Annotated in this window: 15 protein-coding genes and 1 pseudogene; 11 read left to right on the top strand and 5 right to left on the bottom strand. The window is 58.8% G+C overall.

The window, feature by feature from the left end; translation table 11 throughout:
* Positions 1-433 precede the first annotated feature (433 nt).
* From ACREB7_RS07705 to ACREB7_RS07690, 4 genes are all read left to right on the top strand, one after another.
* Complete coding sequence (locus ACREB7_RS07705; RefSeq protein WP_431591693.1) at positions 434-1573, top strand: tyramine oxidase subunit B; 1140 nt, start codon at positions 434-436, stop codon at positions 1571-1573.
* 67 nt (positions 1574-1640) lie between these two features.
* Entirely contained in the window at positions 1641-2057 is a 417-nt protein-coding gene (locus ACREB7_RS07700) for a RidA family protein (RefSeq protein ID WP_431591692.1), read from the top strand.
* A 67-nt stretch (positions 2058-2124) separates the two neighbouring features.
* Entirely contained in the window at positions 2125-3417 is a 1293-nt protein-coding gene (locus tag ACREB7_RS07695; RefSeq protein ID WP_431591691.1) for an NAD(P)/FAD-dependent oxidoreductase, read from the top strand.
* 276 nt (positions 3418-3693) lie between these two features.
* A complete protein-coding gene (locus ACREB7_RS07690) occupies positions 3694-5778 on the top strand; it encodes an FAD-dependent oxidoreductase (RefSeq protein WP_431591690.1) in 2085 nt (694 codons plus the stop codon).
* 193 nt (positions 5779-5971) lie between these two features.
* Here ACREB7_RS07690 and ACREB7_RS07685 read toward each other — a convergent pair whose 3' ends face one another.
* A complete protein-coding gene (locus ACREB7_RS07685; RefSeq protein ID WP_431591689.1) occupies positions 5972-7402 on the bottom strand; it encodes an NAD(P)/FAD-dependent oxidoreductase in 1431 nt (476 codons plus the stop codon).
* 182 nt (positions 7403-7584) lie between these two features.
* A complete protein-coding gene (locus ACREB7_RS07680) occupies positions 7585-8757 on the bottom strand; it encodes an MFS transporter (protein ID WP_431591688.1) in 1173 nt (390 codons plus the stop codon).
* 636 nt (positions 8758-9393) lie between these two features.
* On the opposite strand from ACREB7_RS07680, the gene ACREB7_RS07675 reads away from it, so the two are divergent.
* Entirely contained in the window at positions 9394-9903 is a 510-nt protein-coding gene (locus tag ACREB7_RS07675) for a YybH family protein (RefSeq protein ID WP_431591687.1), read from the top strand.
* A 504-nt stretch (positions 9904-10407) separates the two neighbouring features.
* On the opposite strand, the gene ACREB7_RS07670 is transcribed toward ACREB7_RS07675, so the two are convergent.
* From ACREB7_RS07670 to ACREB7_RS07660, 3 genes and pseudogenes are all read right to left on the bottom strand, one after another.
* On the bottom strand, positions 10408-11529 hold the full coding sequence (locus ACREB7_RS07670; RefSeq protein ID WP_431591705.1) for a CaiB/BaiF CoA transferase family protein: 1122 nt from the start codon (positions 11527-11529) through the stop codon (positions 10408-10410).
* Between the two features lie 42 nt (positions 11530-11571).
* Positions 11572-12731 (bottom strand): annotated as a pseudogene (locus ACREB7_RS07665) (acyl-CoA dehydrogenase family protein).
* A 165-nt stretch (positions 12732-12896) separates the two neighbouring features.
* Positions 12897-14363, bottom strand: a complete 1467-nt coding sequence (locus ACREB7_RS07660; protein ID WP_431591686.1) for an APC family permease — start codon at positions 14361-14363, stop codon at positions 12897-12899.
* A gap of 698 nt (positions 14364-15061) precedes the next feature.
* Here ACREB7_RS07660 and ACREB7_RS07655 point away from each other — a divergent pair.
* The 6 genes from ACREB7_RS07655 (at position 15062) to ACREB7_RS07630 (ending at position 22497) form a co-directional block, all read left to right on the top strand.
* Positions 15062-17347: a TonB-dependent receptor gene (locus ACREB7_RS07655; RefSeq protein ID WP_431591685.1), complete on the top strand. Its 2286-nt coding sequence runs from the start codon at positions 15062-15064 to the stop codon at positions 17345-17347.
* 744 nt (positions 17348-18091) lie between these two features.
* Positions 18092-18796: a maleate isomerase gene (ndpH, locus tag ACREB7_RS07650; RefSeq protein ID WP_431591704.1), complete on the top strand. Its 705-nt coding sequence runs from the start codon at positions 18092-18094 to the stop codon at positions 18794-18796.
* 10 nt (positions 18797-18806) lie between these two features.
* Positions 18807-19586, top strand: coding sequence for an N-formylmaleamate deformylase (ndpF, locus tag ACREB7_RS07645; RefSeq protein WP_431591684.1), 780 nt, complete (start codon positions 18807-18809; stop codon positions 19584-19586).
* Between the two features lie 19 nt (positions 19587-19605).
* Positions 19606-20682, top strand: a complete 1077-nt coding sequence (ndpE, locus tag ACREB7_RS07640) for a 2,5-dihydroxypyridine 5,6-dioxygenase (protein WP_381516401.1) — start codon at positions 19606-19608, stop codon at positions 20680-20682.
* Positions 20669-21337, top strand: coding sequence for an isochorismatase family protein (locus ACREB7_RS07635; RefSeq protein WP_381516404.1), 669 nt, complete (start codon positions 20669-20671; stop codon positions 21335-21337). The genes ndpE and ACREB7_RS07635 overlap by 14 nt, the downstream gene beginning before the upstream one ends.
* Entirely contained in the window at positions 21334-22497 is a 1164-nt protein-coding gene (locus ACREB7_RS07630) for an FAD-dependent oxidoreductase (protein WP_381516406.1), read from the top strand. The genes ACREB7_RS07635 and ACREB7_RS07630 overlap by 4 nt, the downstream gene beginning before the upstream one ends.
* Positions 22498-22500 lie beyond the last annotated feature (3 nt).

Here is a 22500-nt window from a genome sequence, read left to right as displayed (position 1 = left end):
TCGCTGCCGTGCTGCGCGCCTGCCATCGGGCACGCGAGACGGGATATCCCCTGTTCCTGGCAGCAGAAGCGCCAAGGGCATTTGGAGCACCGACAATCGGGGCGATCGCTGACTTTTCATTTGACATAATCATAAATTCCGCGATTGTATAATAAACTGAGTTCAGTTGATCATGTTGGCCGAGCGACTCAATTGATGTGCAGGTGGATGACAATCGTTGATTCATCGTAACCCGGACCCCGGCGACGGAGATTTGGACGGGGGTGGGGCGCCGAGCGCCGAGCATGGCCTCGCCCTATAATGTTCACGCGCGTCGAATTATTGTTCGGCGCATGTTCGCAGGGCTTGAGGCCCATTTGTTGAAGGCCATGGACGCGATTGACGCTTTTGAGGGCGTCGGGATGGCCGCCTGAGCAAAGTAGAAAGTGAAATAATGACTGAATCGGCAAAAATAGATTTCTTGTATCTGTCGGAGCAAGACATGATCAAAGCCGGTGTGACCGACATGGCGATGTGCGTCGATACCATGGAGGAGATGTTCGGCCTGCTGTGGCATGGGGACTACCGCATGGCGGGAGCGAACAACGACTCCCATGGGGCGATGGTTTTATTCCCGGAGAATTCGCCGTTTCCTGAGATGCCAAAGGGGACCGCCGACCGCCGCTTCATGGCGATGCCCGCCTACCTCGGTGGACGGTTTCGCACTGCAGGCGTAAAATGGTACGGATCGAACCTTGAAAACCGGGAAAAGGGTTTGCCGCGTTCGATCCTGACCTTCGTGCTCAACGATGCCGATACGGCTGCACCGCTCGCCTTCATGTCCGCCAATCTTCTTTCCGCTTACCGGACCGGTGCCATCCCGGGCGTGGGCGCGCGCCATCTTGCGCGAAAAGACTCGAAGGTCTTCGGCCTGATGGGTCCGGGCGTCATGGGCAAGACAAGCCTCATGGCGTTGCGTGCTGTCTGTCCCGAGATCGACACGATCAAGATCAAGGCGCGAGGCAAAGCGAGTCTTGAAAGCTTTCTCGATTGGCTAAAGGCCGACATGCCGCAGATCGTAAATATTGAGGTAGTTGACTCGATCGAGGACGTTGTTCGCGGTTCCGATGTTATCAGTTATTGCGGTTCGGGCGCAGCCGGCGACCCTGCCACCTATCCGATCGTCAAGCGTGAATGGGTGAAGCCGGGCGCGTTTCTCGCGATGCCGTCGACCTGTGAAATCGACGAAGCGATGGAAGCCAAGGACATTCGAAAGGTCGTCGATAACACTGGTCTTTACGAAGCCTGGTTTGATGAACTGCCCAAACCCGCGCACAACATCATACCGATTATCGGTGTGAAATTCATGGATTTGATTGCCTGTGGCCGGATGGAAAAAGACGATCTCGAGGATCTCGGCCGCATCGTCGCCGGAGAAGCACCGGGGCGCCAGAATGACGACGAAATCATCATCTTGTCCGTCGGCGGAATGCCTGTCGAGGATGTGGCTTGGGGCACGGTCGTTTATCGCAACGCCGTTGCGCGCGGTTTGGGACAGTCGCTCAATCTTTGGGATGCGCCAGTTCTGCGGTGACCCCGTAGCGTCGGCTGCGCCTCTCTGGTTTCCGCAGCATTATCTGTCCTTTTGAATTGGAGTTAATATGGTCGAGATTTTGAAGCTCAAAACGGGATCACGATATGAGAACCTGGCGAGCTACTCACGGCTCGTCAGCGTCGATGATTGGATCTTCGTTTCGAACACCGCGGGGCGCAATCCTCTGACACAGGAGATTCCGGAAGACGTCACCGAACAAACCGAGCAGGTGTTGGCCAATATCGAGCGCGCGCTGCTGGCGGTCGATGCGAGTCTTGGCGATGTCGTGGCCTCGCGCATCTTCATTCAGAACCCCTCCGATACGTCGGCCGTCATGGCCAAGATTGGAGAGCGGTTTCGCGGTATCGATCCGGCGATGACTCTGACCTGTCCGCCGCTCAGCTCGAAAGACTATAAGGTCGAGGTCGAAGTCACTGCTTATAGAGGGGCTTCAAAGGGCAATATAGAAGTGAAAAAAATATAGATTTACATTTGGTTATACGCCGCGCTGCTCAATAGTCAGTCTGCGGTTCAACTTGAAAGATGGACTGGTGGCACCCCATATCGCGCCCGTACAAACTTGTGAGGATTTTCCGTCTTCCGTTCCTGTAGTCATCATCGGGGGCGGGATTGTCGGTCTGGTCGCGGCGCTTACACTCAGTGAGCGCGGTATTCCTGTCATCGTGCTTGAGAAGGGCGTGGTCGCCGGCGAACAATCGTCACGCAACCAGGGCTGGATTCGCAAGACGAGTCGCGCTCCGGCCGATGTGCCCCTCGCCGTCGCGTCCGATCGCCTCTGGGCTCGCCTTCCGGAAAGGGTGGGAACAGATGTCGGCTATCGAGAAGCGGGCATTCTCTTTCTTGCCAGGAACGAGGCAGAAATGGAGGCTCATGAAGCCTGGATCCATTCCGTGGAACCTCTCGATCTCGACTCGCGCCTTCTGACCCCTGGCGAGATCGATCGACTGGTGCCTGGGGGGCGGGGAAATTGGGCCGGCGGTATATACACGCCGTCCGATGGGCGCGCCGAGCCATCGCTCGCGGCGTCGGCTATTGCGCGCGCTGCAATGGCGCTGGGAGCCATTATCGTCGAGAATTGTGCCGTGCGCTCACTCGTCCGCTCTGCGGGGCGGGTTACCGGGGTGGTTACAGAACGCGGCGAAATCGGCTGCGATACGGTCCTGCTTGCAGGCGGCTTGTGGTCCCGGCGCTTCCTTGGGAACCTCGGCATCGACCTGCCGACCCTGCCGCTCACCGTTTCCGTGGCACGCACTGTTCCCATGGATGGCCCCACCGAGATCGCGGTTGGCGGACCGGATTTCTCTTTTCGCAAGCGCGCAGACGGTGGATTTGTCATTACCCAGCGCAGCGCCGTCAAAGCGCCGATCACGCTCGATCATTTGCTTATCGGGCGTAAATATTTGTCGTCGCTTCGATCGCAGGGCCGCTATCTGCGTCTGGCGTTCGGACGCGACTTCATCGACGACCTAACGCTACCTCGTCGTTGGAAATCCGGAAGAATTTCACCCTTTGAGCGCATGAGAACCAAGGATCCCGCTGTTGACGAGGGCGCCATCCACGAAGCCTTTGCCGCACTGCGCGCGGCCTGGCCTATTTTCGACGATGCCGAAATCGCGGAACTTTGGGCAGGAACAGTGGATGTGACGCCCGATTCCCTGCCGATCATCGATCAGGTCTCGGAAATTCCAGGACTGATTGTCTGCTCTGGATTCTCGGGACACGGCTTCGGTACGGCGCCGGCGGCGGGCGAACTTGCCGCCGATATACTGATGGGTTCGACCCCGACCATCGATCCCAAGCCCTATCGTTTCTCGCGTTTTTGAACGGTAATCGGACTGATCGGCGGCGAAGTAGCACGAGGATTGCTCACCGTCGTGGCTGCCGACGGCTGGGCCGACGATACGGCTGGATCGGCTCGAGCTACTGTAGCGGGGTGGTGGGGCACGAAGGTTGCAGGTTGATATGCTCGCTGACCGGGGCTGCTCGTCACTGAGGCTGCCCACAGCGGAACGATCGTCGGCACTGTGACTGGGCTGCGGCTTTGGTCTGCTGGGGATATTTGCGACCGGTGGGAACGGCAAACAGAAGGGCATGGCAAGATGCGCGATCCACGATATGATATTCTCTTCGAGCCCGTGAAAATCGGGCCCAAGACCACCAAAAATCGCTTCTATCAGGTTCCGCATTGTACGGCGCTTGGTACATTTTCTCCGCACGCGACCGCAAAATTTCGAGAGATAAAGGCCGAAGGCGGATGGGGCGTCGTGAACACCGAACTCTGTATGATCCATCCTTCATCGGATTCGTCCCCCAGCGGCGGGGAGCGGCTCTGGTCGGATGATGATAAGCCTGGGCTTCAGCTCATGGTCGAGGCGGTTCAAAAGCATGGCGCCCTTGCCGGGTGCGAATTGACCCATCAGGGCGCCCTCGCCGGAAACCGCATGTCCAGAGAGCGCCCGATGTCGGCCTCGCCCAGGCCCGCAATGGATGTACCAGCTGTCGTCCGGCAGATGGACAAACAGGATATCAGCGATGTCAGAAGATGGCACCGCGCTGCTGCCCGGCGCGCACGCGATATCGGATTCGACATCGTATATGTCTACGCAAGCCACATGATGGGCTTGCCCGGCGACTTCATTACGCAGCGTGTCAACCGGCGAACTGATGAATATGGCGGCGTTATCGAGAATCGCGCCAGGCTTTTGCGTGAGTTGATCGAGGATACCAAAGAAGAAATCGGATCCGACTGTGCCGTTGCCGTCCGTTTTGGGGTCGACGAAGGCCTAGGCGATGCTGGTTACACTTGTAGCGGCGATGGTCGGCGGGTCGTCGAGATGCTCGCCGAGCTGCCCGATCTGTGGGATGTCAATGTTCAGAACATCAATCTCGATGTGATGACAGCCCGCTTTGCCGACGAAGGGTGGCAGGAGCCATTCACGGCCTTCGTGAAACAGGTGACAACCAAGCCGGTGGTCGCTGTCGGGCGATACACGTCGCCAGATCGCATGGTGTCGCTCATCAAAAATGGGTTGGTCGATCTGATCGGTGCGGCGCGTCCGTCGATTGCCGACCCCTTTCTGCCAAAGAAAATAGAAGAAGGCCGCATCGAGGATATTCGTGAGTGCATAGGCTGCAACACGTGCCTTTCCATGCAATATATGGGCGGCGCAATTCGTTGCACGCAGAACCCGACAACCGGCGAAGAGTGGAGGCGTGGCTGGCACCCGGAGCGGATTCCGGCAAAAATGTCCGATGAACGCATCCTGGTAATTGGGGGCGGCCCGGCAGGACTCGAAGCGGCACTCACGCTTGGAAAGCGTGGCTATTCTGTTGCGCTTTCGGAACGGAGCAATTTTCTGGGTGGACGCTCCGTGCTTGAATCGGCGCTTCCGGGTCTGTCCACCTACCGGCGCGTAGCCGATTATCGAATTGGTCAGATCCATAAGCTGGCGAATGTCGACATTTACCTCGGAAGCGAAATTGAAGCTTCCGATGTGGCCGATTTCGACTTCACAACGATAGTCGTCGCAACCGGATCGACATGGGACCGGGACGGAATCGGCAAAGCGAACAGATTTCCCGTCAACGGTTGGGACCAGCCGCACGTCATCACGCCCGACAACGTGATGGCGGGCCGGACGATCGAAGGGCCGGTCGTTATAAATGACGATGAAGGTTATTATCTTGGAGGTGTCATCGCCGAGAAGCTTGCCAAGCAAGGGCTGGATGTCACGCTCCTTACCCCTGATCCGGAACCTTCCCCGCTGCTCAAATATACATCCGAGCGAGAGGCCGTTCACCAGACCCTGCTTAAACTCGGCGTGAAGCTTGTTACAGCGAGACGCCTGGTGGAGATCGGTGCCGACGAGGTGGAGGCGCATTGTATCTATACCGGCAAAGCAATCCGTTTGCCCGCGGCGACGGTGGTAATGGTCTGCCTCCGGTCACCGAACGACGGCTTGCTTCATGATTTACGTAGAACAGTTGCAGAGAACCCACCGATGTTCACCGTCCACGCAATTGGTGACTGCTTTGCGCCAGGTACAATGGCTGATGCGGTCCATTCAGGTCATCGGGTCGGTCGAGAGATGGACCAAACGCCAATCGGCGATATCAACTATTTGATCGAGAAACCTTTCGTCCGCGAAGCGAACGGGTGGGACCAGTTTGCGAGCGGGCGTTAAGGCTTGGGGTCAATGGATCTCTTCATTTTCGGGAAAAGGCGATTCAAGCTCTCTTTTGAGCGTGAAGGGATGGATCCGACCCGTTGTGTTGTGAGTCACGCGGTGTGATCGCGGTTTGAGGGGGAGGGGCTTTGGCCGGAGACGATGCGGCAGATGCATCTGGTCGGCGACAAGCTGCCCGTAGCAGGTAGCCCTATTCCTGGAGCTCACCGTCGCATCCCTCGAAAATGGATCCCCGTATCTGCTTACGCACTTTGCGCTTGAGCAAAGACCAGACGAGCTGCTTGCCGATAAAATCGAGAGGCCAAACCGGCCAACTCTTGGGCTTCCGATCGACAATCCAGAAATCGGTGAGGTCCGTTGACCGTTCCGCCAACATGTCTGCCACTGTCTGGCCATGCAGGTGGTTGATGGCAAGGCCATGGCCCCAGCAGCCGCCGATGTAGATAACGCGCTGATCACCGATACTCGTCAAGTGAGGGACCATGTCGCGCGTGGCCGACATGTGCCCGCCCCAATTATGCTCCAACCGGACGTCTCGGAGAGCCGGGAATATGCGTTTCAGATGTGCCAGCGAGACGTCCGCACCCTTGGCGCTGACCGCCGGTTCCATCTCATTGCATACGGGATGGCCGCCATAATAGATGAAGTAGAACTGGATACGTTGGTCGGCGGTGGGCGCCATATAGTGAAACAGGTCAAGCGAGCTTTCGATCGCATTGCCCTGCTTCCAGCCAATTTCGGCCCACTGCTTGTCAGAAAGCCGCTCCGTCACCGCGCCGCGCGCGAACACCGGTGCCTGGTACGAAGCGAGTTCTCGGCCGACTGGCCCTTGCAGTTGGTGCGTGAAAGCGTTTGTGGCAATCACCACCTTGCTCGCCTGAATCGAGCCGCCCGGCGTCATGACCCGCACGCCGCCGGGCCGTCGCTCGATATGTGTCGCGGAGGTGTTTTCATAGACCGTAACGCCCGCCGCTTCGGCCAGTCTCTTAAGGGCGCGCACTTGTTTGCAGGGGTTGAGCAAGCCAAGGTCCGTGTCGGAGATGGCTGCTTTGAAGTTGCTATTCCCGTTATAATGGGCCTGCACGTCCGGTGCGGTCAGCCATGAGACCGTATCCACACCGATATCCTGGTAGGTCGAATACAGGTCATGGAGATCGTCCACCCAACGGTCGTCAAAGGCCACCCGCATAAGGCCGGGCACGCGATAATCGCTTTCGATGCCATTTTGCTCGATGATCTCGCGCGTATAAGCGGTTGCGCGCCGACAATATGCGAAGGCCGCTCTGGATCGCTCGACGCCATATGTCTTGCGGATGGACAATTGGTCCATCCCGAACTGGGGCATGATCCAGCCCGCCGCGCGGCCGCTCGCTCCGAAGCCGATGATCTCGCTCTCGATCAGGACAACCTTGCCCAAGCCGCTTTTTGCGGCATGCCAGGCCGATGAAAGGCCTGCAATGCCACCGCCGATGACGAGGATGTCGCACTGTATATCCGTATTCAGGTCGGGATTTGAAGAATAGTCGCCAAAGTCACGAATCCAGAAGGACTTTCCGGCATGCGGCGGCGATGAACGGCCACCGGACCCGCGGGGCGTCGAATCATCAGCTGCCGCTGCCATTAGAGCGTCGCCCACAGATCGGAGGAATCGAGCATCGATGTGCTGCCGAAGTCAAAAATCTTTACCGGGTCGACCAAATCCTGGTCGTTTGAACTCGCCAATGATCTTACCTTTCCAAAGTTGAACCATTGCCACGCCGAACTAGGGCGACCCGCCAAGTCCCAGTCACGGTTCCGGCCAATCTAGAGGGATGCCGGCAAATTGCGCGGCTGCCGCGATGTATAAAGAGCTACCAGGAGCAGGGCACCTATTGCGGGTATAGGAGCAATTAAGAACACAATGGCGATAGGATAACCTATCAGTATCAGGGCGCCTATGGCGGGCCCAAGCGATTGAGCGGTAACATTTACGATATATATCGCCCGCGTATAATGTTCCTCGGGATCATTTTCTGCTACCACGGACATATAGTAGGCAAGGCCCATATTGAATACCGAAAGATATATGGAGAAGGCGACAATATATAGCGTAATTGTTGTGGCAGCGTAGAAGAGCCAAAGTGCGATGATGAAAAATGCAGTCGTTATAAACAGCCATTTTATCCGCCCGCCAGCTGCACCGAATATCGTCGGCAACAGGCAACCGGCCAAGGAAAATATGCAGCCGATCGCGAAGGAGCTGGCTATAGCGCTCGGCGCCAAGCCGTTGTCCAGTCCTACCCGTTCGGTAAAGCTGAAGCCGACGTTGGCGCTTATGGAAAAGAGTAGCAGCGCGATGAGGCCGACCTTGCCGAGCACCCGCATATTTGTCTGTTGCGGGTCGGCGCTGAAAGCGCCTACCTTATCTGTCCGCCCGCGCAGATCGCGAGGAAGCATCAGCGCGAGGCCCGCGGCGATGCAAAGCCACAGAGCACCCGATCCCAAGCTTGCGCTGTAGCCAAAATCCGTCCTTATCGCATCCAGCACCCAGATCGCGACGGCGGAAAGAAGCATGCCGAGCATCAGTCCAGCCCCAAATGCACGGTCCGGGACGCGCGCGCGGGCCAGGGTGCATGCGGAGACCGTAGTCAACAGGACTACCGCGAATCCTGCGACAAACCTGATCAGGCACAGAAGGACGTAACTGTCGGCCAACGCCGTTGCCGCATTGGCCATCGTTGCCACGAACGCAGCGCAAAATGACAGTGTCCGCCAGGAGAGGCGCGGCATGAGAAAGAAGCCTAGGACGGCCCCGATGATGCCGCCTGCTTGATCAATGGTTTGGACGAAGCCCGCTTCGCTCAAGCTTATGTGAAGCGTATCGACGTAGAGCCCGACAAAGAATGGCGCGATATTGATCAGGATGATCGAAAGCGCGTAAAGGATGCAGGCGATTGCCAATGTCTTTACCGGCCGCACGCCGAGCCCGCTATCCATCCATTTCACCTTCCCAATGCGATTCATTACCTGCCCGCCATATGCGGCACCCGGGTGGGTCCGTTTGAACGCGTCACGGCGAGACCGCAGCCTTGTATTCGGTCAAGATCCGACACGCAAATCAATTATGCAATCGAAGAATTATGGGCTTGCACTGCGAGACGAGCGACATGAGGAAAAGATTCTCGCGGCGCGCTCACTGCGGAGGGCATGGCCTTCGCACTCTGCCCGAGCCGACCATGCTGTGGTTTAGCGACTCGAAACTTTCGTCTGCTGGCGGAGAGGACGGCGGCGCGGCAAGGCGGCTCGATGTCATCGCAGGCGTCTTTCGAGCAGGATTATGGCTCACTGACGACCTGAACTCGATTTGGCGTGTCTCCTTTTGGCGTGGCTGGGATTTTCGGCAGTGGCGCGAGGGATGCGGCAGATCTGGCGGCGCTTATGCCCCGCCCGCCGCGAAAGCGTTTTGGCCGGGCTGTGAGGCCCGAAATGGAATGGGGGCGAGTTTCAAGACTTGCCGCACAACCGCCAATCCTGGCTTGACACCCAAATCGTCGGCAGATAATTAAATCGTCGTAGAAATAATTATACGCGGTCCAAAATGCGGACGTATTCTCAGGGAAATGAGGAGATTATATGACCTGCAACCTTAAGACGCGCTTGGCTCTGTTCGCATTGATGTGTGCGCCGGCGCTACCAGTCGCGGCGCACGAAGCGCCTGCGCAAGCGGCGGCGGCCGATGTCGTGCAGGAGCTCCATGCCTTCTATGCCGGCCAGGATCAGGCCAATCGTGATGGTTTGACGTCGACCGAGCTCGCAAAACGCTTTTACAGCGACGATGTGATCATCACCGGCGAGGGGGATGTCGCAGCGAGGCGCGGGATCGAGGCATCGGTCAAAGCTCTTGACGACTGGTTTGCCTATCTTGGCCCCAATGGCAACAAGGGCTGCGCTTTTGCCGTGCAGGATACCGTTGTCTCGTCCGACCGGGACATGGCTTCAGTGTTTGCGGTGCTGACCTGCCAGCCCAACCCGCCCGCGACGACGAAACAAGAGACGATTCGCCAGCTTTTCGTGCTGAAGCGCACGGCTGATGGTTGGCGAGTGGTGCGGGAGATGTGGCAAGCAGGTGGCTTCGGCAACTGATTGCTTCCGGGAGGGCCCATTGCGGTTTTGAACAGCCGCCCGAAGCAATGGGCCTTCCCGATCAAGGTCGTGGGATGCTGCACGCGGCGCAACCAACGGTTGATGACAAGGCTGGTTAGTCTGTCTTCCGAGGCCGGGCCAATTGGCTTTTCGACCCTTAAGCGGATATTTCCGATCCTTGCAGATATCTTCGCCCATGTCGGCTATGACATTCTCGACGTCGCGATCATGACACGCGGCCGGAAGTTTGGATATCTTCCTATTTGGCCAGCCAGCCTTATGTAATGCCGGCAAGCGGGGCGGCTCCGTCGTCCCTTCGTGGAGTCCATCGCGCTCGATACGGGAACGGGAAGGGGTTCAGTCGAGGGCCTGCGCCCACTTTCATCGGTCGCCGAAGAGACGAACGAGGAGCAATGCGTGCATTGCTTCGCGGCGGGGGCCTATTGTTTCGCTGGGCTGCAATGCGTCTGATGTGATGATCGCTGCCGCGGGGAGCGCAGACTTTCAAAGCCAGCTGGGCTGATCTCGTCCTAGCAGGGGCGATCCGCAATCGAGAGACAGGTCGGCATGCTCGAACCTCAGCGGCGTGCGTATCCCCTCGACCGGGGGCGCGTCGGCTCGATCAAATCGTCTTACCAATCCTCGCGCCGTAATCTGGGGATCGGTCAACGCCTGGGCAACTGTATTGATTGGGCCGGCTGGGACGGTCGCGGACTCCAGCGCGCCCAGCAATTCGTCCCGCAACCAGTATTGCGTGATCGCGCTGATGATTGCGGCCAAAGCGTCCCGGTTGGCGACCCGTGAGGAATTGGTCGCGAAGGAAGGTGACGCCGGCAGATCGTCGAGCCCGACGACCTTGCAAAAACGATCAAACTGACCATCGTTGCCCACCGCAAGGATCAACCAGCCATCCTTGGCAGGGAACACCGCATAGGGTGCGATATTCGGATGTGCGTTCCCCAGCCGAGCCGGATTTTCCCGTGTCGCCAAATAGTTCATCGCTTGATTGGCAAGAACACCAGTCATGCAGTCAAGCAGCGCGACATCGACATGGTCACCCTGGCCGGTCCGTTCGCGGCGCGTTAAGGCTGCCTGAATGCCGATGACGGCATAGAGGCCGGTCACAATGTCAGCCAAAGCCACGCCGATTTTTTGCGGTGCGTCGGCGGGCTCGCCAGTCAGGTCCATGATCCCGCTCAGACCCTGAACGATGAAGTCATAGCCGGCGCGAGCGGCATAAGGACCGTCCTGACCAAAGCCGCTGTTAGAGCAGTATATGAGGCGCGGGTTCAGGGCCGAGAGGCTTTCATAGTCCAGCCCGAACTTGGCCAGTCCGCCGACCTTGAAATTCTCGATAACGACATCGGCTTCGATCGCCAGGCTGCGCACCTCCTCAAGATCCCGGTCATTGCCGAAGTCGGCGTTAATCGAACGCTTCCCCCGATTGCAGGCGTGGAAATAGGCTGCGTCCTGTGTCCCGTTGCCATTGTCGATAAATGGCGGTCCCCAACTGCGCGTGTCGTCACCCCCCGGACTTTCTACCTTCAATACGTCAGCGCCAAGATCCCCGAGGATCTGGCGGGCCCAAGGGCCTGCTAGAATTCGGGCCAGTTCAAGGACCTTCAGGCCCTTGAGCGGGAGGTTCGTGCTCGCGGGGGTCTTTCGGCATCAGAAAGCCGCGATCCCCGTGATTGCCTTGCCGGTAATCAGGGAGTGGACATCATGCGTATTCTCGTAGGTGTTGACCGTCTCGAGATTCGCCATATGGCGGATGACTTGATATTTCTCTGAAATGCCGCTTCCACTATGCATTTCGCGAGCGGCGCGCGCAATGTCCAGCGCCCCGCCGGGATTGTTGCGCTTGACCATTGAGATCATCTCGGGCGCGAGGCGATCCCCGTTCATTAGGCGACCCACCTCCAGATCCAGGGCGATGTTCGTTGCCACGTCCGCGAACTTCTTCTGGTAAAGCGCGGAGCCCGCCAGCGGTAGAACTGTTTTCGGTCCCGTCCATATTGGCGGGCCGCAGGATAGCAGAATTCGGTCGTTCCAAGCGCATCCCATCTGACGCTGCAGCGGGCGCGATTGAGGCAACGGAATAGCCCGCGCCTCCCTTCGACGCCTGGCACCAGGGCATTGTCGGGCACTAAGACCTCGTCCGTCATGAACATGCCGGCGATTGAGACGCGAAGTGACAATTTTCCCGAGATTTTGGGAGCTTCGAGACCTTTGGCTCCCTTTTTAAGCATGAACCCGCGGATTTTGCCGCCATCAACTTTCGAGGGCGGCCAGACAATGAAGACGTCGGAGATCGGCGCATTCGAGCTCCAGGTCTTGGCCCCAGTCAACACGTAGCCGCCGTTGACCCGGCGCGCTCGGGTTTTCATTCCGGCCGGATCGGAGTCTGCTTTCGGTTCGGTGAGGCCAAAGTAACCGATCAGTTCGCCGCATGCCAGGCCAGGAAAATACCTCGCCATCTGGACTTCCGAGCCGAACGCGTGGATCGGGTACATGCCCAATGAGGATCGCTCCGACATCAATAAACGATAGCCGGCGTCGACATGCTCAACCACGCGGGCGACGAGGCCATAGCTCACATAATTTGCACCCGCGCCCCCGAATGCCTCTGGAACGGTGATGCCAAGCAACCCTTGACGCCCCAATTCCGAAAAAATCGCGGTATCGGTGTGCGCCTGAGCAAAAGCCTCGGCAACCCGGGGCTGCAACTCGGTCTCAGCGCAAGCCCGCGCGGTATCCCGGATCATCCGTTCTTCTTGGCTCAGCTGATCCTCAAGGTAATCAGGGGCGGCCCACGAGAATTGTTGCATCCGAAATTCGATCCAAGATTAAAGCGCGGCTCTACTGCGACTATGCAGGGACGTGCTTCGCTGACGGCTATAGAGCTGAGCCGAGAGCGAAGCAGCCTTGGCTACAGTCTCTAAATCCGCCTGAACCAGGTACGATCGCGGTTATAGTGATCCGATATCGCGCCATCAGGCGTCGTCCAGCTGGATCGCGGCAAACCGGGCCGGGCGATAACGGCGGAGCCACAGCGCGAACCCTATGCCAGCGGCCATCGCGATAAGGATGCCGATCGGGAACCGATTGACAACCGGATTCTGGCTGCCGCTGAGATATTCGAAGTTTGTAACCGCAAAGTATAGTGCCACCAACAGTCCGAGAAATGCCAGGATCGGCGCGATGACGTGCTGCCAGAGATGGCGCTCGGGATGTTTGCGGAAATAGGACACGACCGCGAGGCTGGTGAGCGCCTGCATGAACATGACGCCAACCGCCGCAAAACCCAGAACGATCAGTCCAAGTCCGAGCATCGGGTGCAGTCCCAGATAGGCTGCGCTCGTAAAAACGATGAGCGCGACAACCGACACCGTGGCGCTAGCTGCGGAGGGCGACCCATGGACGGGATGCGCACGACCGAGAACGCGCGGGAGGCAGCCCTGACGGCCGAGCACGAACAGATAGCGTGCCGCCACATTATGCATGGAGAGGACGGTAGCAAACATGCTGGTAACGAGCGCGACCTGAATGATGGTTGTGAATGCGCTGTTTACATACTGGTTGCTCAGCTTGAAGTAGATGAGCCCGACGTCCGCTTCGGGTATGCCCCTGATATTATCGGGCCCGATCGCGCCTACCGTGATCCACGACGTGACGAAGTAGAAGATGCCGATAGTGAAGATCGCGATGTAAGTAGCCCGGGCGACCGATTTCTGGGGCGACTTGGCCTCCTCGGAAAACAATGCGGCGGACTCGATCCCAAAGTAGCAGGTAAAGGCGAGCAGGATCGCAACGCCCGGTGCGCCGCTTGTCAGGCCACTGACTTCCAATGATTGGGCCGGGAATGCGGCGCTGCCCAACTGCCCGACAAGGATGGCATCAAACAGCAGCAGTAGCATAAACTCGATCATGATGACGATCAGCACCACCCGGGCGCTGAAGTCGATCTGGCGAAGGCCAAAGAAACCGATAATGACCCAGGCCGTCAGCGAATAGATCACCCAATGGAGATTAAATCCGAGCAAGTCGCTGAACGTGGTCTGCATCATATAACCAAGATAACTGAAGCCGCCAGGCACGAACATGGTGTATGACACCACCGCGACGCCGGCCGCCCCCAAGCCTGCCACTGGACCAAGGCCGCGCGCGATATAGGTGTAGAATGCGCCGCCGACCACCACTTCTCGACTGAACGCCGAATAGCCCACAGCGAACAGCGCCGTGACGACCGTGGAAATGACGAAGGCAAGGGGCAGGGCAGTTCCACTGCCGAACACCAGCGCAACCGGAAGCACCCCGATGACGCAGGCGAGCGGCGCGACGGCCGCGATGACAAAGACAGCGAGCCGAAACGTGCTCAGCGAGCGCGGCAGCGCAACGGATTGACCTTCAACGGCGGGCTGTCCCAGCGCCGAAGCAGTGGCGGCATTTGAGTGTGTCATGCTTTTCTCCATGAGCGGCTTTGGGTCGCGTCAGATGCTGATTTTAACGGAGAGCGGCTTGGTCCCAGCGAATTTCTCGAAGTTGCATACACTCCGCGCGGCACCGCAGGGCCGATGGATGACCGGCAATGAGACCCGCCTTCCGCGGAGCTCGCCAAGTCCAGGTTTCGCATAGCCTCGCCCCATTTTGTTCATGCCCAACTCCGCAAGGCCGTTAGGGGCCAGCGCTTGGCAACTGCCGCTCGCCATGTCGCCGTGAATCGAGTCGGCCGCGAGCGCCTCGAATTGGTAGCAATTCCGTCACGGATCGCAACTAATTTATGCGACTGATGATTTTTGAGAAAGGCAAGGTCAGGGGCAATTGTGGTGGACATTGTCCTTGTCTTAGGTCGCTTAAAAAGCTGAAAAATAACAACATTAATTCGATTTTTCCTCGGCTCTGGATCGACGGATAGCTGCCCCCGGCGACGGCATCGCATAAGCGTTGACAAACGCCCTAATTATGCGGCAGAATAATTTACTGCATTTTTGTTCGGCCGAATTTCTCCCGCGGCGGGTGTTTGGTCCCACGCGGGAGTGGGGAGGATGGATATCAAGTGCTGAGGGGGCGCCTTGCCCGAGAAAACGGGAGTGGTTCGCTGATCGGCGGCTGTTCTTGCGCTCGGCTGGGAGAAACATGCAAAAAAGGGAGACGTATAATGATTGCTCGTTTGACACGCGGTTCGGCCCGTTCCGCACTGGCGATTTCGCTCGCTTCGCTGCCGCTCGCCTTACCGTCGATGGCTTATGCCCAAGAGAGCGGGCAGCCTGAAGCCGAGCAGCCGGTTGCAAGCGGCTCCGGCGACATCATCGTCACCGCGCAGCGCCGCGAACAGCGCATTCAGGACGTCCCGGTCGCCATCTCGGCCTTTGGCAGCGAAGCAATCGAGTCGCGCCAGGCGGTGCAGATTTCCGATCTGATCACGCTCTCGCCGAACTCGCAGGTGAACTACCCCTTCGGCGAAGGCGGTCCGCCCAATTTTGTCATTCGCGGTATTTCTTCGACCGACTACTCCGCAAATCAGAGCAAGCCGATCGCGATCTACATCGACGAAGGCATCCGCGGTCTCTCGACGTTCGAAACGATGCCGCTCTATGACGTCGAGCGCGTCGAGGTTCTTCGCGGGCCGCAGGGCACGCTCTACGGGAAGAATGCGACGGGCGGGGCCGTAAATATCGTTACGAAAAAACCCGGCTTCACGACCGAAGGATATGTGACGGGCAGCTACGGCAATTTTAATCGCGTTCGGCTCCAGGGTGCCTTGCAGGCCCCGCTGATCGAGGATGTCCTCGCCGTCCGTATCGCAGCGCTCTATGTGCATGACACGGGGGTTCTCAAGAATGTCACCCCCGGCCTTGGCGACCTCGACCAGACCGACGTATTTTCTTTGCGCGCTGCGCTGCAGTTTGAACCCGCGGACAATTTCGAGGCAACCCTGCGATTCAACCATGTCAGGAGCGGGGGGCGCAATTACGCGCCGTTCGCGGGAAACATCGACTTCAATGATCCCGCCATCCTCTTTCCCGGCAACAACCTGTCCAATCTTCCCGGATCGGACCGCGATGGGCTGGGCTTTTTTGAGACCGCTACGAACCACACGCCTGAGCGCACGATCCGCAGCAACGGGTTCAACTTGATCATGAACTGGGATGCATCCGATGTCCTCCGGCTGACCTCGGTGACTACCTACGACTGGGGCAAGTGGGTCGATATCGGCGACGATGACGGTCTCGTAATCGAGGCGGACGATCCTATCGTTACCTTCGGCAAAGACATGAAGCAGTTCGTCCAGGATCTTAGGCTGGCGACGTCGTTCGACGGGCCATTCAATGTCCAGGCTGGCCTCCTCTACACATATGACTCCGTCAATGCCGGCTTCAGCTATTCGCTGCTCACGGATCCGGGCTGCGGTGCCGTGTGCAGCTTTGGCTTCACGCCGACCGGAACGGGCTTCGTCCAGTCGAACGATTTCGACCAAAAGCGCAAAAGCTATGCGGCTTATCTTCGCGGCGACTTCGAGATAACCGACACGCTTTCCGTCTATGGCGGTGTGCGCTTCAGCCGGGACAAAGTCGCGGTTTCGAACTTCAATGCATTCCTTGGTGACAATGTGGATGCGCTGGCGCTCCCGACGATCGTCAACTTTTCCGATCGCCGCACTTTCAATAACACCAGCTTTGAGGTAGGCGCCAATTGGAAGCCTACCCAAGACGTCTTGCTCTACGCTTCCGTGCGCGAAGGTTATCGCAGCGGGGCCGTGAATGCGCAGGCCTTCAGCGATCCGTCCGAAATCACCTTTGCGCCGCCGGAGACCGCGCGGACATACGAATTCGGTTTCAAATCCACGCTGCTTGACCGCGCGTTGACGGTCAACGGCACGTTGTTCCAAACCGACTATAACAACCAGCAGGTCGTCGTAACGGAGGCGGGCGGGCTGTTTCCGCTGCGTTCCATCAGTGGCGCACGTGTTCGCGGTTTTGAGGGCGACATCACCATGCGACCTGTCGACCGGGTGACGCTCGGCGTCGGCGTCGGCGTTCTGGATCCGAAATATCGCGACAATGCGACCGTGACGGGCACGAGTGGCGTAGATGTCGCGGGGAACCAGATTTCCAATGCCGCCAAGTTGAGCCTCAACCTCACCGGCGATTTCGTGCTCGCGGAAATCGGCGACGCCACGGTCGATCTCAATCTCGACGGCACCTATACCTCGCGCGTCTTTTACGACATCGCGGAAACCGTGGAACTGGCGCAGCCCGGCTATTGGGTGGCCAACGCGCGCCTGGCGTATAATGCCGAACGTTTTTCGGTCGGCGTGGGCGTGAAGAATCTCTTCAACGAGAAATATTTCACCTACGGCTTGGGCCTTAGGTTCGCCGGGCTTGACTATCTTATTCGGGGCACGCCGCGCACATATAGCGTGGACGCGACCATCCGGTTCTGACCGAGGGATTTTAAGTTAGTTCCTCAACGGACCTTCCTCCTCGCTGTACCCTGCAACGGGGAGGAAGGCGCCGCGGAGAAATCCCGCCGAGCCGGTGAGCCATTGGCGTTGCGGGATGGCTGTGGTTCCTCTGATAGGTGAGCACCTGTCCGGCACAGAAGGAAAAAGCAGCCGCGTGGGGCCAAGCGTCGGAACGGCGACCAGGAATATGGCAACCCGTTTCATCAATCGTTGGCACTGCGGCGGTGATCACTCGACGGCCTCTTCGCCGTGCTCCCAATTACAGGTGGATAAGTCGGCGTGCCTGTTCGATGCATTGAACTCACCGGAGAGGCTCGCGCGACCGGTGCAACGGATGCGCAGGTCGAAGCCAGCATGGTCATTTCATCCAATAATCAAGCGAGTGAAGAATTTAATCCTGCTCGTAGCTCGGCCTGACATGCTCGGCATGGGTCTCGATTAGCCCGACGAACGGATGAGAATCCATGTCGGGTCACGGCCCATTCGAGGACGAGATAGCCGTATAGCATTATATTATTTGCATTAATATAATATGTCGGGAGCGACAGGTGGCCCTGTATCGACGCCGTCGGCACTCCGCATAGGTGGCGCGTTGGCAACCATCAGGGCTGTCAATTCTCCTTGAATTTATACAAATGACGAATTATCGTTGTTCATGGAAATAAGGAGACTCTGATGAGAACCTATCGCATCGGCCAGATCGTGCCGAGCTCCAACATCACGATGGAAACCGAGATTCCGGCACTCCTGCGTGTGCGTGAGACGATTTCGCCCGAGCGCTTCACCTTCCATTCCTCGCGCATGCGGATGAAGCATGTCACGAAGGAGGAATTGGCCGCGATGGATGCGGCGAGTGACCGCTGCGCGCTTGAACTGTCCGACGCTGCGGTCGATGTGATGGGTTATGCCTGCCTCGTGGCGATCATGTCGATGGGGCACGGCTATCATCGCGAGTCGCAGGCCAGGCTGCACCAGGTCACCGTCGACAACGGCAATCCAGCGCCTGTCGTCTCCTCCGCGGGAGCCCTTGTCGACGGCATCAAGGCGATTGGCGCGAAGAAGGTCGCTATCGTTGCTCCTTACATGATGCCGCTGACGGAGATGGTCGTGAACTATATCCGCAGCGAGGGTATTGAAGTGGCGGAATGGCGCGCTCTTGAGATTTCGGACAATCTCGCGGTTGCCGCGCACGACCCGGCCCGTCTTCCCGGCATTGTCGCCAGCATGGAACAGATCGGCGACGTCGACGCGGTCGTACTGTCGGCATGTGTGCAGATGCCGTCTCTGCCCGCCGTCTCAATTGTCGAGGCGCAGGTCGGCAAGCCCGTTTTGACCGCGGCGATCGCCACGACCTGGGCGATGCTCAAGTCGCTCGATCTCGACACGCGGGTGCCCGGCGGCGGCACGCTGCTTTCTGGCGCCTACTAAGGGGATGGCGATGCGCGGCTATAACGTCCATGCGAACGGCATCCGGCACCATCTGATCCAGCATGGTGAGGGCGGCCCGCAAATGCTGTTGATCCCGGGAATTACCTCGCCGGCGGTCACCTGGGACTTCGTTGCAAAACCCCTTTCGGCGCATTTCGAAGTTCATGTTCTGGATGTGCGGGGGCGCGGACTCAGCCAGGGGGGAGATCTCGACTATTCGCTCGATGCGATGGCGGATGATGCGGTCGCTCTTGTTGAGGCGCTCGAAATGGACGCACCTATCGTTCTTGGCCATTCGATGGGCGCACGCACGGCGATCCGCGCTGCTCGCAAGGCGCCGGGGGTCTTTGGCGGGCTGATCCTCGTCGATCCGCCGGTAAGCGGACCCGGCCGGCGTCCCTATCCCTCGGCCTGGCCCTGGTACGAAGACTCCATCCTGTTGGCACAGCGGGGCTGTTCGGCGGAGGACATGAAGACCTTCTGCCCCACCTGGACCGAAGAGCAGCGCGCGCTGCGGGCGGAGTGGCTCCATAGCTGTGATCTTCATGCGATCGACACCGCCTACAAGGGTTTTCACACCGACGACATTCATCAGGACTTGCCGCACCTCGATTTGCCGATGCGCCTGGTAGTGGCCGGCGCCTCTCCGGTGATCGAAGAGGCCGACATCGCAGAGTTCAAGCGCCTTGCGCCGAGCATCGAAATCACGACGGTCGAGGGCGCGGGGCACATGATCCCGTGGGACGACCTTGATGGTTTTTTGCGCGCCGTCAGCGATTTCAGAATTTGACAGAATTGGAGCGTCCGCAATGGATCGCGCAAGCTTTATCGAAATTTGCCTGCATCAACTGAAGATGTCCGGAGTGCGTGCGAACGAGCGCCTGATTGTCCTCACCCAGGGCGACGAACGCCTCGACTATGCAGATGCCTTCCTCGCTGCCGGCAGGACGTTGGGCGCGAATATTTATCACATGCGCCTTCCCGCGGCGTCTCCCATGGGGGGGTGGGCGGTCGGCCAGACGTCGCTCGCCGCCATGCCGGAGGCGGTTGAGGCCCTCAAGAACGCCGACATGCTCATCGACTGCATTTTTCTGCTGTTCTCGCCGGAGCAGATGGCGATCCAGGCGGCCGGCACGCGCGTGCTGACCGTGGTCGAGCCGCCCGAACTGCTCGCGCGCATGTTGCCGAACCCTGAACTGCGCGAGAAAGTCGAGCGGGCGGGGGAATTGCTGGCGCAGGCCAAGACGATGCACATCACCTCTCCTCATGGAACCGATGTGATCTACAAGCTCGGCACATACCCCACCATCACCGAATATGCCTGCACGGACCAGCCCGGGCGTTGGGATCATTGGCCTTCAGGCTTCGTATTTACCGGCGGGGACGATGACGGTGTCGATGGTCAGATCGTCGTGGGGCCGGGCGACGTGCTCCTCCCCCAGAATATCTACGTTCGCGAGCCAATTACCTATACGATCAAGCGGGGATGGATCACGGACATCCGCGGCGGCTTGGAAGCCGACCTCGTCAAATCCTATATGGCCGACTTTGAGGACGAGCGCGGATTTGCCATGAGCCATATTGGCTGGGGGATGAATCCGGATGCCAAATGGCATCGAATGACGCCGGGCGAATTTCCCGGGGGCATGGGGATGGAGCCGCGCAGCTATCTCGGCAATGTGCTGTTTTCGACCGGCCCCAACAACGAGCTTGGCGGAATGAACGATACGGCCTGCCACCTCGATATTCCCATGCGCGGCTGCTCACTCTTCCTCGATGGCAAACCGGTGCTGATCGATGGTGAAATCGTGGTCAAGGAACTCCAGTTCGACCGAAACGGCCGTTCGAGGGAGGCGGAAAGCAAGGTGTTCGATGTCGCAGGCTGAGGTTTATGAAAGGGCCGGATTCGGCCGCAGCGCTCCCAGAGGAACCCGTCCGGCGGTTATCGTGGTCGATTTCTCCTACGGCTTCACCGACACCAGCTATCCCACAGCCACGGATATGAAGGCTGAGATCGCTGCGACGCGTCGGCTCACTGATGGTGCGCGCGAACGCGGCTTTCCCGTTATTTACACCACGATCGCCTATCAGCCGTGGGAGGCGGAGGCATTGCCCTGGCTTCGCAAGGCGACCGGCATGAAGGCGCTGTTGGCGGGCACGAGGTTGGTCGAGATCGACAGCGCGACGGGCATCACCGCAGGCGATCCCATCATCGTCAAGCATGGTGCGTCGGCCTTTCATGGCACCAATCTTGCCGGTCTGCTTACCGCTGCCGGGGTCGATACGGTTGTAGTTACGGGAGCGACCACATCGGGATGCGTGCGCGCGACCGTCGTCGATGCCGTGCAATCCGGTTTTATCGTGCTGGTGCCGCGCGATTGCTGCGCGGACCGGGCGTCCGCGCCGCACGAAGCCAATCTTTATGACATCGCCCAAAAATATGGCGACGTTACCAGCTCCGACGACATCCTGAACTGGTTCGGCCAGCTCGGGGCTTTGGAGGGGCGGGGCTCGGTTAATGAAGGAGAGGTAGATCAATGACCCAACATGTAATCATCGCCGGCGCGGGACCGACCGGCCTGCTCACGGCGATCGGCCTCGCGAAAGCGGGGACGCGCGTTACAATCCTCGAATCCGAGGCGCAGCTCAACGATAGTCCGCGAGCGCTTGTCTACCACTATCCTGTTTTGCCGTACCTCGAGAAGCTCGGGCTTCTGCAGGACTGTGTCAACGAGGGCTTCCTTCGGCAGACCTTCGGCTGGCACATCCACAGCACGGGCGAAATGATCGAGTGGGCGGGTTCGCCAGCCTATGAGGACGGCCAGGCCCTGCATCTGCATCAAGGCTTGCTCTCCCGGGTTCTGGCCCGCCATGTCGCGATGCTTCCTAATATCGAAATCCGCTACGAGGCGCGCTTGAAAGGTTGCAGCCAGCATGCGGGTGGCGTGGTCGCCGAGCTCGACGGACCGGGCGGGCCGGAACGCTTGGAGGGTGATTTCCTTATTGGCGCCGACGGCGCGAACAGCACGGTGCGCAGAGATGTTCTCGGGCTGCAATTCTTCGGCGTGACCTGGCCCAACCGCTACATCGCGACCAATACAAAGATCGATCTGTCATCGTTGGGATATTCGCCGACAGTCATGCAGATCGACCAAAAGCATGGCGCGGTCATCTGCAAGATCGATCAGTCGGACGCTTGGCGCGTTACCTTCGTCGAAGATCCGGAATTACCCCTCGAGGGGTTGCCCGAACGCATCGATGCCATGTTCGCCGACCACCTGCCCGATCTGCCGTACGAAGTTCTGGCCGCCTCGCCCTACCGAATGCACCAGCGCGTGGCGGACAAGATGCGCGTAGGCCGCGTCATCCTCGTAGGCGATGCCGCACATGTGACCAATCCGACCGGCGGCCTCGGCCTCACGGGCGGAATGTTCGATGCGTTCGCTTTGATCGAAGCTCTGAACCGGGTGATACATGATGGCGCCGATCACGACATTCTGGAATTCTACGAACAAGACCGGCGGCGCATTTTTACCGAAATCACGTCACCGCGCGCTTCGCTCAACCTGCGCAACCTCTATTACCTCAAGGAAGGCCAGGAGAAGGAGGAGCGAATTCAGTTCCTCCGCACCGTCGCGGGGGATCAGGAACTGATCCGAAGGGAACTGAGTTTCACCGACCAATTGATCACTCATTTCTGAGGT

The organism is Sphingopyxis sp., assembly GCF_050725615.1.
GTDB lineage: Bacteria > Pseudomonadota > Alphaproteobacteria > Sphingomonadales > Sphingomonadaceae > Sphingopyxis.
The sequence above is the reverse complement of the archived record's forward strand: the minus strand, read 5'-3'. Positions and strand labels throughout refer to the sequence as shown.

What these genes read in the sequence shown, in the direction of transcription:
- ACREB7_RS07700 (WP_431591692.1), top strand. Translation starts at nt 1,641, where the DNA reads ATGGTCGAGATTTTGAAGCTCAAAACGGGATCACGATATGAGAACCTG.
- ACREB7_RS07680 (WP_431591688.1), bottom strand. Translation starts at nt 8,757, where the DNA reads ATGGATAGCGGGCTCGGCGTGCGGCCGGTAAAGACATTGGCAATCGCC.
- ACREB7_RS07630 (WP_381516406.1), top strand. Translation starts at nt 21,334, where the DNA reads ATGACCCAACATGTAATCATCGCCGGCGCGGGACCGACCGGCCTGCTC.
- ACREB7_RS07705 (WP_431591693.1), top strand. Translation starts at nt 434, where the DNA reads ATGACTGAATCGGCAAAAATAGATTTCTTGTATCTGTCGGAGCAAGAC.
- ACREB7_RS07655 (WP_431591685.1), top strand. Translation starts at nt 15,062, where the DNA reads ATGATTGCTCGTTTGACACGCGGTTCGGCCCGTTCCGCACTGGCGATT.
- ACREB7_RS07690 (WP_431591690.1), top strand. Translation starts at nt 3,694, where the DNA reads ATGCGCGATCCACGATATGATATTCTCTTCGAGCCCGTGAAAATCGGG.
- ndpH (WP_431591704.1), top strand. Translation starts at nt 18,092, where the DNA reads ATGGAAACCGAGATTCCGGCACTCCTGCGTGTGCGTGAGACGATTTCG.
- ACREB7_RS07675 (WP_431591687.1), top strand. Translation starts at nt 9,394, where the DNA reads ATGACCTGCAACCTTAAGACGCGCTTGGCTCTGTTCGCATTGATGTGT.
- ndpF (WP_431591684.1), top strand. Translation starts at nt 18,807, where the DNA reads ATGCGCGGCTATAACGTCCATGCGAACGGCATCCGGCACCATCTGATC.
- ACREB7_RS07635 (WP_381516404.1), top strand. Translation starts at nt 20,669, where the DNA reads ATGTCGCAGGCTGAGGTTTATGAAAGGGCCGGATTCGGCCGCAGCGCT.
- ACREB7_RS07660 (WP_431591686.1), bottom strand. Translation starts at nt 14,363, where the DNA reads ATGACACACTCAAATGCCGCCACTGCTTCGGCGCTGGGACAGCCCGCC.
- ACREB7_RS07685 (WP_431591689.1), bottom strand. Translation starts at nt 7,402, where the DNA reads ATGGCAGCGGCAGCTGATGATTCGACGCCCCGCGGGTCCGGTGGCCGT.
- ndpE (WP_381516401.1), top strand. Translation starts at nt 19,606, where the DNA reads ATGGATCGCGCAAGCTTTATCGAAATTTGCCTGCATCAACTGAAGATG.